This window comes from Cryobacterium sp. TMT1-3 (assembly GCF_004402315.1).
GTDB lineage: Bacteria > Actinomycetota > Actinomycetes > Actinomycetales > Microbacteriaceae > Cryobacterium > Cryobacterium luteum.
Genome location: NZ_SOFW01000026.1, coordinates 1 through 11,610, shown reverse-complemented (window position 1 = coordinate 11,610; position 11,610 = coordinate 1). Strand labels below are relative to the sequence as shown.

Annotated in this window: 12 protein-coding genes and 1 pseudogene; 5 read left to right on the top strand and 8 right to left on the bottom strand. The window is 60.6% G+C overall.

Features of this window, described 5'->3' with window-relative positions:
- Positions 1-143, bottom strand: a pseudogene (locus E3O25_RS09035) (IS1380 family transposase); the annotation flags it as partial.
- 681 nt (positions 144-824) lie between these two features.
- A complete protein-coding gene (locus tag E3O25_RS09030) occupies positions 825-1,271 on the bottom strand; it encodes a hypothetical protein (RefSeq protein ID WP_092112865.1) in 447 nt (148 codons plus the stop codon).
- Positions 1,272-1,775: 504 nt separating this feature from the next.
- Between E3O25_RS09030 and E3O25_RS09025 the strand changes: the two genes are divergently transcribed.
- The 3 genes from E3O25_RS09025 to E3O25_RS17910 all read left to right on the top strand — a co-directional run bounded on the left by E3O25_RS09025 (position 1,776) and on the right by E3O25_RS17910 (position 3,560).
- Positions 1,776-2,075, top strand: a complete 300-nt coding sequence (locus E3O25_RS09025; protein WP_198410974.1) for a hypothetical protein — start codon at positions 1,776-1,778, stop codon at positions 2,073-2,075.
- A gap of 96 nt (positions 2,076-2,171) precedes the next feature.
- A complete protein-coding gene (locus E3O25_RS09020; protein WP_198410973.1) occupies positions 2,172-2,627 on the top strand; it encodes a hypothetical protein in 456 nt (151 codons plus the stop codon).
- 570 nt (positions 2,628-3,197) lie between these two features.
- Complete coding sequence (locus tag E3O25_RS17910; protein ID WP_338419442.1) at positions 3,198-3,560, top strand: helix-turn-helix domain-containing protein; 363 nt, start codon at positions 3,198-3,200, stop codon at positions 3,558-3,560.
- Between the two features lie 870 nt (positions 3,561-4,430).
- On the opposite strand, the gene E3O25_RS09010 is transcribed toward E3O25_RS17910, so the two are convergent.
- Positions 4,431-4,997, bottom strand: coding sequence for a hypothetical protein (locus E3O25_RS09010; RefSeq protein WP_092112869.1), 567 nt, complete (start codon positions 4,995-4,997; stop codon positions 4,431-4,433).
- Between the two features lie 214 nt (positions 4,998-5,211).
- Between E3O25_RS09010 and E3O25_RS09005 the strand changes: the two genes are divergently transcribed.
- Positions 5,212-5,760 (top strand): TetR family transcriptional regulator, encoded by a 549-nt coding sequence (locus tag E3O25_RS09005; protein ID WP_092112871.1) that lies wholly within the window; start codon positions 5,212-5,214, stop codon positions 5,758-5,760.
- A gap of 175 nt (positions 5,761-5,935) precedes the next feature.
- Here the strand turns inward: E3O25_RS09005 and E3O25_RS09000 are convergent, their stop codons facing one another.
- The 3 genes from E3O25_RS09000 to E3O25_RS08990 form a co-directional block, all read right to left on the bottom strand.
- Positions 5,936-6,475 carry a putative immunity protein gene (locus E3O25_RS09000; RefSeq protein WP_134360974.1) on the bottom strand — a complete coding sequence of 180 codons (540 nt, stop codon included), beginning with the start codon at positions 6,473-6,475 and terminating at the stop codon, positions 5,936-5,938.
- A 395-nt stretch (positions 6,476-6,870) separates the two neighbouring features.
- Positions 6,871-7,416 carry an NAD(P)H-dependent oxidoreductase gene (locus E3O25_RS08995; protein WP_092112873.1) on the bottom strand — a complete coding sequence of 182 codons (546 nt, stop codon included), beginning with the start codon at positions 7,414-7,416 and terminating at the stop codon, positions 6,871-6,873.
- A complete protein-coding gene (locus tag E3O25_RS08990) occupies positions 7,413-8,933 on the bottom strand; it encodes an MFS transporter (RefSeq protein WP_241983837.1) in 1,521 nt (506 codons plus the stop codon). Before E3O25_RS08990 ends, E3O25_RS08995 begins: the two co-directional genes overlap by 4 nt.
- Positions 8,934-9,353: 420 nt before the next feature.
- Here E3O25_RS08990 and E3O25_RS17905 point away from each other — a divergent pair, with 420 nt between their 5' ends.
- Entirely contained in the window at positions 9,354-9,764 is a 411-nt protein-coding gene (locus E3O25_RS17905) for a helix-turn-helix domain-containing protein (RefSeq protein WP_092112879.1), read from the top strand.
- A gap of 594 nt (positions 9,765-10,358) precedes the next feature.
- On the opposite strand, the gene E3O25_RS08970 is transcribed toward E3O25_RS17905, so the two are convergent.
- Positions 10,359-10,790: a hypothetical protein gene (locus tag E3O25_RS08970; RefSeq protein ID WP_092112881.1), complete on the bottom strand. Its 432-nt coding sequence runs from the start codon at positions 10,788-10,790 to the stop codon at positions 10,359-10,361.
- Positions 10,791-11,315: 525 nt separating this feature from the next.
- A partial coding sequence (locus E3O25_RS08965) for a WYL domain-containing protein (protein ID WP_241988550.1) occupies positions 11,316-11,610 on the bottom strand: 295 nt, incomplete at its 5' end.

The following is an 11,610-nucleotide window of genomic DNA, read 5'->3' as shown; positions in this document are numbered from 1 at the left end:
GGCACGCTCAACCGGGCGTCGACGAGCTCCCCGAGACCTGTTTTCACCGCCAACGCCAGCGCGGGGACGAGCCCTGCGGCCGACACGAGATTTGTGTCGTCGAAGGTGGCGGACAAGCGGTTCGAAGTATGGAAAAGTTGCATCTACGAGGTGCCTCTCGGAGCGGTCAAATTGAACCCTAAGTAAGTTCTATTTTTCCTGATCCGATAGGCATTCTCGGTTTAACGCGCCGTCACAACCTCAACTCGACCGGTGGATCGAGGCTTAGCCTCACCGGAGCAGTACCCGTGCCCATTCTCGGTATGTCTCCGGCAGCATCCTGTCCATCGCCGGCGGCGTATTCCAGCCGACGTCGCAACACTCGATTCGATCAGGTAAGAGCCGAAGCGTGCACACACTGGGCTGACCGCGTTCCTCATCGCCGGCGTCTTGCCCGGCGGCACGCCCTTGCTGCCGCCGAGGAGGCGCGAAACCCTCACTAGCACAGTGCTATTTCTCAGACGATACCGGTCAGGCCGTGTTTGAGCGCAACGCTTCAGGGACTTTTTCTCTCTGGCCTGTAGAACTGGAATGTCACTATTTGGATGAATGCAGTACGGAGTTGATCGTGTCCCCGGCTAGTTCTTCTCCGGGCTTAGCCTCGGAAGCGTGACCCAGTGGTGGCGCTTGGCGTGCTGACTGTTATCGCTTTGGTTCGATCACCCGATCACGCAGCCGGGAGGTCGACCTTCCTGGTCAACACGAAACGTCCCGCTGGGCGTTGCCAGATTTAAGCGACTACAACGGCTCGCTATCGGTAATGAATACAGGCGGCCAATAGGTCACTATTCAAAGTTCTTAATTGGGGCAGCAAATTGGGTTACGGGGCCGTCAGCGGGACAAGACCTGAGTTCCACGGAAAACGTTCGCTCGTTGTCCTCAGGGGTAACAGGAACCGAATTGACCTTGATCACCAACTCCTCTACGCCATCACGCTGCCAACGATGTGAGGGATTTGCAACTTCGAGAACAGCTACCGGATCACCGACTTGAATGCCGTCAACGGTCTCGATCCCTATTCCATGGACCTCTGCCGCCGTGACGCGCATGATGAGCTCCGGATTGGTGGGACGTTGCGCAGGGCCGTCCGTGCCGATCGACACTCCGCTCCAGTCGTAGTCCACCGAAGGGATGCCTTCATAGTTGGTCATGACGGGTTCTCCCCCAAACACATCCGTGAGCGCAGCGACCACCAGTTCAATGGGTTCGAAATAACCGAACTCATCACCCATCGTTCCATCGTCCAGAACGACCTGAATACTACTCGCAGACACAACCAAATGGTCCGGCGGGGCACGAGACTCGGGGCTCGTCCCTTTCTCTTCTGTGATCGTTGGGGTACCCGCTGGAGCCGGAATATTCGCCTGAGGCCCAATCGAGGAACAACCGGTTAAGATCACAGCCAGAGCTGCGACGGCTGCGAAGAGCGTTCCCCTACTCATAAGTTCCCCGTTCGATTAAGTTTTGTTCACCGTATCAGGAGCCTGGAAGACGTCTGGCTTGCGCACACCGGCGAACCACACCCGTTCGTACAGTGACGCCGCCACTCCCTGCGGTTGAATCCGCCGTCCGGCTTAGGGCGCAATTGCGGCACGATGCGACTGAACAGGTCGGCAGACGCGTGTGAGGTCATCGTCCCCTTCGGTGTTTGCACCGAACCGTCCACCGTTCAAGCCGACGGCCATGCGTGTCCCTAGAAATTTCGCTGCGTGGGCTGCGACCATTTTCGCACCGATGTGTCATACCTGCCGGACTTGAACGCCCACCTCGCTGACCTGCTTCGCAACCGCGAGACATTACTCGCCACCCAGGACTTGGAGGACTGGGCCCGCGACGAAGCGCTCCCGTCCCAGACCGAAATCACCCGCATCCGCCAACTGATCAGCAAGGTCGAAGCCCGACTTGACCCGCTCACCCCGGCGCACCGCACCGAAGTTGAGGTCACCGTGACCCTTCCACGCCGCCACCGAACCGTGTCACTTGGGATGCCCCAGGTCCGCCAGCCCCATCCCGATATTTGGTTGGAACGCCAATGAACCTCGCCGGACTGCCACCAAGCGTGCGGACCGCCGCAGCCATCATGGGCCGCCGCTCAGACAGCCAGCGTCGACGCGTGCGTGTTGGTGGCCGCGTTGTCCGAAACGCTGGGCACTGGCACCAGCGTCAGCGCTGCGGACATTGCACGCAGAGCAGGCGTCGACCGTTCATTCCTCTATCGTCACCGCGACCTCATCGAACAACTGCACACCATCCAATCGCAACCGTCCGATGACCCTACCCGCGGCCCCACCTCCAGCAGGGTTTCATTGATCGCCGATCTGGCCGCTGCTCACCACCGAGCGAAGCGCCTCACAGACACAGTTCAGCAGTGCGAAATACAACTATCCCAAGAGCTTTGCCATAGAGCCTGGCGCGATGCCGGACTGGGCGGACCCGCCGACTACGACCGGCTCACCTCGCGAATCACCGAACTCGAACCGGTGATAATCGATTTCCGCGAGGCACTCGAACAACGCAATCAGGACCTTGCTGCCGCCCGCAGAGCCAACCGCGAACTCATGACACAAATCAACACCGGCAGAGGCTAAACCGAACCTTTACAAAGCCCACGTGCACTACACCAGTCGCGCACGTCACGACCGCATATTAGCTTCTAACCAGGAAAAACAAAGCGCGCAGTATCTCTCGAAAACCAATAACCCCCGGAGAAACGCCGGCACTCCGCGACCGCCTCCAGACCGCCCTTCAACCGACTGCGGAAGGCCTCACCGAAGACGGACTGCGCCGCCTCACCCGCTTCGCCGACTGAGCGCCTAGAGCAAGACGCGGCCCAGTCGGTGTTGCCTTGCCCCGTGATACGGCGGCTCGACTGCTCCGGTCATTATCTTGCAGGCGAATCTGGAGATGCTTTGCGGTCACCGCGCGCACACGCGGTGCGGGATGCTTCCCGCCTCTCGAAGCGATGCTTCGTCCTGATGTGATCTGGTTTGCTGCCCTTTTCCCAGCGGTACGGCGGTCTCGCGCTATGGGCGGGCTCGGAAACCCAGGACTCGTTATCCTCACTTACACGCGTGGATAGAGCAACGAGGACGAGGCCAACCAACAGAAGGTAAACGTAGGCCCAAGAAGTCGTCAGGACAAAGTGGACAAGGTCAGTCATGACGACGAAAATACAGGGGGCAAAAAGCGCGCGACCTTCCAGCTGGACAGGTCGAAAACGAGCCAGATCAGAGGGCCATAACCTTCGAGACGTGGAATGGACGGACACCCTCAGCGCTCAGCGCCCGTGGCCGTGTTTTTGGCTGTGCCCGTTGTCGTTTTCGAGCAGCAGTCCGTCTACCATCAGCAAACGCCGCGCGGCCGGCAAAGACCTCGGCGGGCGCCAAGCACGCTTCACTGATAGCCAGATCCAAAACGCTCGCCGACTCATCAATGCTGACGAATCAGCAGCCCAAGTCGCAAAGGACCTCAGTATGTCCCGGGCCACGCTCTACCGAAGAATGTCTGAGCTCGACGCGTAAATGCCCAAGAGCTGCATCGGGGTCACAAACCACGTCGGTGTTAACGCCGACCGAAAATAGGGCTCTCCTGACGCAACCGTGGGTGGTTTCAGAGCCTGCTTACTTCATTTTTTCAACTGCGCGTGCTTCGCGCAGCCGGAGCCTGCGAACATTTGAACGCCAGACGGTGTCGCAAGACGCGCCCCCGACGAACCATAGTCTGCCTAAGTTCAAGCCTTCTGCCTACTAGTGATTGTGCGTGATTGCAAGCGCCGAACGATTTCACCCCAATGGGATTAACTACAGTTATGAGATTTTCTCGTAAAAACGGCCTTGCTGCGTTCGGCAGTACCACGACGCGCTCGGAGGTCCTGCGGGTAATGCTCGACGAAACAGCCCATGGAAATATGTTCGCATTCAGTTGTCTCTACGACGAACTCGGAACGGAAACATTCATAGTTTGTAGAGACATATTGGGAAGCCGCGGGCAGGCCGACAAAGCCTTGCTGGAAACCTGGCTGTGCGTGTGGCAACATGCGGCGTCGTTGACACGGGCACCGTCGCCCGTACGCGAGACAATTCTGAACGTTGCCTTCAACGTCAGTCGGCGGGTCCAGTAGACAGAATAGATTCCTGGTGGTTGGTTCAGTTTCATCGCGGTGCGAACTCGCTGCCGCTGCACCCCGGAGTCTGGCTCTGCTCACCACGCACGCGGCTTCACACCCGCTCAAGCCATGCAACGACTACTGGCAGACCCAGAAATCCTCACCGTTGCGAGCCGAACAACGCCTCCTTCGTCAAATGCAATCCCTCGGCTACGAACCAACACTCATCCCACTGAACGCAGCCTGACTCACCACGGTTTTCTCAAAGACACACCTTAGGCCACGTTCAGCTTCGGCTGATTCGAAACAGCAGCGGACGCGGCTTCACGCCGTTCTCCTGAAACACACGCAACACGAACTCTCCGAAGCTGCGCTTGCACGCCAGAGCGGGCATGACGTCGACCAGGTGATCCCAGCGGCAGTGGTTGACGAGCGAGAACGGCCCATCGTCGACGGGCTGCAGCACCGTCGAGTTGTCGAGACCGGTCTGGTCCTGGAACCAACCGGCCGTGTACTGCCACGCGTACAAATTGGCCTCGACCGTGGGGGCGCTGAAATAGTTGAACAGGAACACGCCGCCCCGCGAATGGTCGACGGGCGCGATTCGCCGAGTGTTAGCGGCGACGAACTGCAGGTGCGCCGCGCCCGCCGCGATCACTGGCACGGCATGCGTGCGCCAAGAGTCTGATGCCACGAGCTCGCGCGCGGCGTCGAGATCATGAGTCTCGACGAGCAGCACCAGGTCGTACGCGACTTCGGCGGCAGCCGCGCGACCACCCGGTGCGCGGATAAGTGCTGTGAACACTGTCGCCTCGACCACGTCGCCGCGGATCGAGTCCACCAGCTCATGCATGAGCCTCCTTGCTGCCCGTCTCTTTGCGCTCGGCATCGCCGGCGGAATCGGCCAGCCACCCGTGGAAACCGCCAGGTGCACAAAGCCGCTCGTTGACGGCTCAACGAGAACGGCTTTGGTCCAAATGTCAGGATCGCTAGTCATGGTCACTAACGCTAAAACGTTCCGCATTTTAAGTCAACGATCGTTGGCATAAGCTGTCCGCATGACAGGAATGACGAACAAATCGCAACATACCCGGCGCGCTATCCTCGCCGCCGCTCGCGCCCACTTCGCCGAGCGCGGCTATGAGCGCAGCACGGTGCGCGCCATCGGAGCGGCGGCGGGGATCGACGCTGCCATGGTCATCCGGTACTTCGGCAGCAAAGAGAACTTGTTTGCGCACGCGAGCGAGTTCGCACTCGAGTTACCCGATCTCGCAGCACTGCCGCATGATTACGTCGGGGAAGCTCTGGCGGCGCACTTCCTCGAATTATGGGAGGCCAACGAGAGCCTGCGGGTGCTGCTACGTTCCGGAGTGACGAACGCCGAGGCATCCGCAGCCATGCGGGGTATCTTCGGGGCTCAGCTCGTGCCCATCGTCGCTGCGCTTGGGACCGATCGCGTCGAGGAGCGGGCGGCACTTGCCGCAAGTCAGATGCTCGGGCTCGCGCTCGCCCGGTACATCCTGGCGTTTCCACCAATGGTTTCGATGGGTCGGGACGAGCTCGTCGCATTCATCGGGCCGACATTGCAGCGGTATCTGGTCGGTGAACTTCCATAGTCGGTGGCGGGCACCACCGAACGTATCGGCTAGGAGCGGTCGGTACTCCAGGATGCCTGTTCTGTCTCCCATGCGTTCTGAGGCACATCGGCGGCGTCAGCGGTCGGGCATCGCGAAGGATGCCACAAACGTGGCCCGTATTGAAACGTGGTTTCGGCAGGATCGCTTTCGGGTCCTAGTTTCGGTCCCTGATGGCAGCATCAAGTGCGCTCATGAGTTGTGACAGTCGCGAGCTTCCCCGCGGTGCGACCGGATACCGGCGAAGCACATCGGGAATGGGAAGGGTGGCTTGCGCTGCGAGTGCACTGATGGCTCCCCCGCCCACGCTCTCATCGCCACCCGCTTTCAGCTCGTCGACCCGCGCAGCACAGGAAGCGGCCCGGAGTATGTGACCGACCTGCGTCGCCCTCGCGATCGGGTGAAGGTACGCGGCGGCCGCGGCATCGCCGCAAGCGAGCGCCGCCAACTGTGCAGTCTCGGTCGGCGCTCTCTTTGCTGCGCGATGAGCAGCAAAGGCGGTTGTTCGTAGGAGGTTCGTTCGCGGTGCTCCCCCAGCAAATGCCAGTGCTGCGGTGAGTGCTTCGCGCGGACGTATGTCGTCTGGGGCGTCGGCCTCGAACTCCGCGAGCACGGTCTGTGCACTCTCGGCGGCGAATCGGACCACAGCTCGCAGCTCATTCATCGTCAGGTTGAAGTCGTCGCTCGCTGATGCCATGACCCTATTGTCCCGTCCGCTTGCATGAATCCTCAGCCACCCGAAACTGAACGTTGGCGAGCAGCCAGTTCCGCGGCAACGACGCCCGCGAGCTTCAGCAGTTGGGACGTGTGTGATTTTTTGCGCTCTCTGGTGGCATTCGGTGATCGCTATTTGGCGCATCGAATTGACTGCCTACACCGGTCCCCAGCGGGGTCAGCGTCTTGTATCCCATGGGTTACGAGGCGTCTCACAGACAGCGCCAGGAGTGGCGTCGAGTGCGCGTTTCTTGCGGCGAAATCATGAGTGTTGCGTCGAGCGGAGTGCACCCCCCTCGCCAGTTTCCTGTTTGCAGAAGGATGGAGGTATCTCGCATAGCCGCAGGAGCGGCGGTTGCAGGGAGCGGCCTGACTTTGTCAGGCGGGCGGAGAGGCTCCGGTCGCCTGGACGGTCCAGGCGACGTACTCACGCGCGTCGACCGTGAGCTGTTCGTCGGTGATGTGACCGACCCCAGTGAGGAAGTGACCGCCGAGGTAGGTCATGCCGACACGGATTGCGGTGACCTCAAAGGCTGAGGTGAGCTCGTCGAGAGTGCGGTGGTACCGGCCGAGCTTGGAGTAGTCCTCAGCGCTGGACCAAGTGGAAACGGCGATGCCGAGTTCCTTGCCTTCCAATGCGCGTCCCCCGGGCCCGTAGGCCCAACCGCGCTCAAGCACTGCGTCGAGCCACGCGTGGAGCAGTGCCGGTGCGCTGTACCAGTGCATGGGAAACTGCAGGATGATCCGGTCGTGCGCGGACAACCTCTCGTGCTCAGTGGTTACGCACATCGGTGAATTTGAGATGGCGTCGCCAAGGATGTGAACGTCGGTATCGTCGCTGCTCCTCAGGGCTTTGAGCCACGCTTGGTTGATGCGAGAGGACGGTAGGTCAGGATGGGCGACGATAACGAGGGGGCGGGTCATGCTGATTCTCCTTCGGTGACGGACTCGGCAGTGTGTCGCTTTACGCTGACGCCGGTTGCGATGAGTGCGACTATCGCAGCGGCTGTCAGGGTTGAGGCAAAGAGGGTGACTGAGATGGAGAGACCGAACGCGTCAGCTGCGTATCCCACCAGGACTGAGGCGATGCTTGCAGGGATGTAGCCCCCGATGTTCAAGGCCGCGTTGGACTCTGCACGTTTTCCTGGGGTGATGTGCGTGGCAATCAGCGACAGGCCTGCGAGTTGCCCGAGACCTTGCGCGGCACCAGCGAGGAGCGCTGCGATGATCGCGGCGGCAGCAAACGGTACGACTGTGACGGCCAGGACCATGAAGATCATCGCAGCTATTGCGGTGGTCGAGCTCAGTGCGAGGTGAGCGCGAGTGGTCAGGCGGGCGAGCGCGAACTGAATACCGGTGGCCACCAGGAACATGGCGCAGGCGACCACTCCGGTCACGAAGGCACCTGGCGCGCCAACGTGGCCGAGCACGGTCGGGCCGAGGGAGAGCACGAAGGATGTGGCGGTGATGCCCGGCGCAAACGCGCCGATGCCCCATCGGAGTTCGCGGCGGTTTTCCCGCGGAGCCGATGGCCAAGCCAGCAGACGAACTTTGTTCTGTGTGACGGGTCGTTTCAGCGGAAGCACGATCGCCACGAGGAGCGCGGCGACTTCGACACACAATACGACGGTGAACACGAGTTGTTGGGTAGAGGGTGATCCTGCCACGGCGAGGCCGCCGGCCAGGAGTGGTCCGAGACCGGCGCCGAAAACCATCGAGACAGAAGCGATGAGCGAACTAGTGCGTTTGCGGTGTTCGGGTGCGAGGTCGACCACCGCGGCCATACCTGCGGTTACGGCCGTGCCGACGGCGACGCCGGCGAGTAGCCGGGCGACCAGCAGCCACATCACATCTTGTGCAGCAAGAAACAATACCGACGCAATCACCGCCGCTGCCAAGCCCGGAACAAGAACCACCTTGCGACCGAACCGGTCTGCCAGGCGTCCGGCGATGATCAATGCTGCGACCAGGCCGACGATGTACGTCGCGAAGATGATTGTCAGCAGGCCTGACTCGAACCCCCATTCGGCCTGCCAATGTCCGTACAGGGGGGTTGCCGAGTTAGAAAGCAGGAACACCGCCGTCACCGTTGCAGCTGCGGCGATGGACCAGCCTAAACCGCGACTGGGCCTGCCGAATGGTCTCGGTGCGGTGCTGGTGCGTTCGCCATCCAAGGCTTGTCCGACTAAACTCGTACTAGTTCGCATAAAGACGAACTTATCGCCTAGTACGAGAAAAGTCGAACAACAATGTCTCCTCATGCACTGGATCTTCTTGCCCCGACGTACGTCACCCCGCCCACTGAACGGGAACGACCGCCGGGTCTTCCTGAGCCGGCCTCCGATGAAATCCGGCTCGACAGGGTCTTCGCTGTCCTGTCCGAGCCGTTGCGGATCACGATCGTCCAGCGGTTGTTGACCTCTTCCGATGAGTTCGACCACACCTGTGGCTGGTTCGGGTTCGATCGTCCTAAATCGACACTGACGCATCACTTCAAAGCACTGCGCGAGGCGGGGGTTCTCACTCAACGGCAATACGGGTTGGAGCGGCGCAGCCGGGTTCGACTGGGTGACCTCAATGAGCGATTCCCCGGGCTCGTTGATCTAGTCCTGGCCTGGGAGCCCACACCGTCGGCGTAGAGGCCTGCCGAGGAGCCTCTGGCGAACAGCGGTTTTTAGCCAACGTCGCAACACCTGACGTTCAGGAGAAGCGATGCTAGATAGTCCAAGAAAGCGGCAAAAGGGCACCGGCGCACTGCCGATGGTCGAGACACGCAACAAATATGCTCAGCTGATGAGGCAAGGAATCAGCAACGTCGAGGCGCGCCGAACACTTAACATCAACCGGCGTACAGGCATGCGATGGTGGCACGGCGGACAGTGACGAACGCGCAAGGACGCGCGAAGACCTACGCGCCGATCTCGCTAAAGACGCCACCGACGATTTCGTCGCGATACCTATCCGAACCAGAGCGGATCCATATCGCTGATGCACTGCAAGCCGGCGAGAGCCTGCGTCAGATCGCGGCCGGATTGGGGAGAAGTCCGTCGACGGTCAGCCGTGAGGTGATCCGAAATCGGTCCCCACGCCTGAAACGTTATGCACCGCACGCTGCCCAAGCCTTGGCCGATGCTGCACGGAAACGGCCGCGCCTGGGGAAGATAGCGGGGAGCCCTCTGTTGCGGGACGCGATTCAGAAACTCCTGCTGGAGCAGTGGAGCCCGCGTCAGATCAGCCACCAATTGCGCCTCGATTATCCCGGGCAGCCCTAGATGCACGTCCTGCACGTCCTGCACGTCCTGCACGTCCTGCACGTCCTGCACGTCCTGCACGTCCTGCACGAAAGCATCTACCAGTCCCTGTATTCGCCTCAGATCAATGGGGCGGTTTCACGCGGTCATTGCAACAGTAGCTTTCCAATCGCTTCGATCGGATGGGTCCGTCGAGATCAGACGCTGTGAAGAGCAGGCTTCATGCTACGGACACAACCGGGATCGATTCCCCCCGTTGGCTCCGAGCTGATGGTTTCCGAGCACGGGTTTTGGTGGCCTGATTCAGTTTCAAGCAAGTGCCCGTCGGCCAGCGGGCGCGTCCGCAGCGACCCGGATCCCGCAGCACGTTGTATTTGGGATGTCCGTTTACTCCGCCCGGCAGAAATGCCAGCAATGGTGCCTATCGGCACCTGGGTAGTTCGTCGAGCGTCTCGTTGTGGCCAGCCGACGGCTGCCGACGATCGACCAGGCTTGGCTGTGTCGCATCCCATGGCTTGTGAGGCGTCTCGTGTGCTCGAGTTAAGATTCCGTAAATAGCGATCTCGAGCGCGCTACGGCGAACAGTTGCACCAGAGCCTCCGGCACGCGATTTCTTCAGCTGGGGCGGAATTGGGGCAAAACCACCGCGATGTCATAGACCTCAACCTCAAGCAGACGCACTAACTCATCTCCCGTCGTCAACCATCGAGTCTGATTCCTGGATTCGTCCCAGCCGTCAAACGGGTCAAAGTGACGTTGCCAGAAAAGCGACCAGTCGTTAAGGCGTCGGCCCAGTTCAGAGGAGATGCCATAATCGTCCGGCTCCATTGCGTACTTGTCAGTGAAGCTCTCCCATAACGGATAGTCATGGCCCCAGTCCAGGAAGAACCGGATCCGGTGCAGCTCGCCTGCTTGCTCCCGCCGGGCATGGTCGACGGCGCGATCGTCTGGGATTTCCGCGGGCACGAGCATCTCAAGCTGCGTCCTCGGGTCGACCACGCGGCGGTACTGGCCGTCACTCCCACTTACAGGCTGCTCCTCAATCACGTTTCGAGGCTACGGTACTGGTGTGAACTGGGGCACAGTCGCGCAGAGCCAGTTCGCTGCGGCCGAATGTGGACCACCGACCTTGCCCATTGGGCGGTCGGCAATCGGTCGGGATTCGTTTCGTCGGGATTCCCCGGCCAAGGCGCACCGGAGTGCTCATTTGTCCCTTCCGACGAGAACAGCCGCAAGGGTGCATTATCTGCGACATGATTTCATGTCTTGTAACCCTAGGGATACAAGACCTCTCACGCCCATGTCTCGGCTCCCTCCGCGATCGCCGGAATCGTGCGGCACGCCGATTCTCATAACTACGTCGCATAACCGCATGCCTGAACCGTGGTACTCGCCATTAGTTATGAGACGCCCCGGCAACAGAAATGACGAAACTAATCGGTGTCATTTTTCGAAGTCGTCTGCACAAATGTTCGTACTCGCGTGCACACCTCTTTCCAGCCACCGACGAACCTAATTCCCGTNACGATGCCGCAGTGGAGAGGTGCTTTGGGCTCTGCTGCCGGGTCAGCCTCAGTACAGGGCCGCCATGGCAGTGGCAACGTCCCGCATAACAGCCCGCGCCTCCGGCGGACTCGTGACACGGAGGTGGGCTCCGAATTGCAACAGCTGACGCACGGACTCCACCTGGTCGTAGATCACGGTGATCTCGACTTGTTCGGCATCAGCGGGCTTACTGCTGGCGAGTCGAACGACTAGAATCCGTCGCGCGAGGTCAAGCCTGTCCTTCGATAGCATTGCGATAATTGTGATGTCTCCCCGGTTCTCGACCGCCGTACTCAAATCACGGCTGACACTGGCGAGCGTT

Coding starts and splice junctions, on each gene's coding strand:
- E3O25_RS09030 (WP_092112865.1), bottom strand. CDS start 1,271: ATGGGTGATGAGTTCGGTTATTTCGAACCCATTGAACTGGTGGTCGCT.
- E3O25_RS17905 (WP_092112879.1), top strand. CDS start 9,354: ATGGTGGCACGGCGGACAGTGACGAACGCGCAAGGACGCGCGAAGACC.
- E3O25_RS08995 (WP_092112873.1), bottom strand. CDS start 7,416: ATGACCCGCCCCCTCGTTATCGTCGCCCATCCTGACCTACCGTCCTCT.
- E3O25_RS17910 (WP_338419442.1), top strand. CDS start 3,198: ATGACGACGAAAATACAGGGGGCAAAAAGCGCGCGACCTTCCAGCTGG.
- E3O25_RS09000 (WP_134360974.1), bottom strand. CDS start 6,475: ATGGCATCAGCGAGCGACGACTTCAACCTGACGATGAATGAGCTGCGA.
- E3O25_RS09005 (WP_092112871.1), top strand. CDS start 5,212: ATGACGAACAAATCGCAACATACCCGGCGCGCTATCCTCGCCGCCGCT.
- E3O25_RS09010 (WP_092112869.1), bottom strand. CDS start 4,997: ATGCATGAGCTGGTGGACTCGATCCGCGGCGACGTGGTCGAGGCGACA.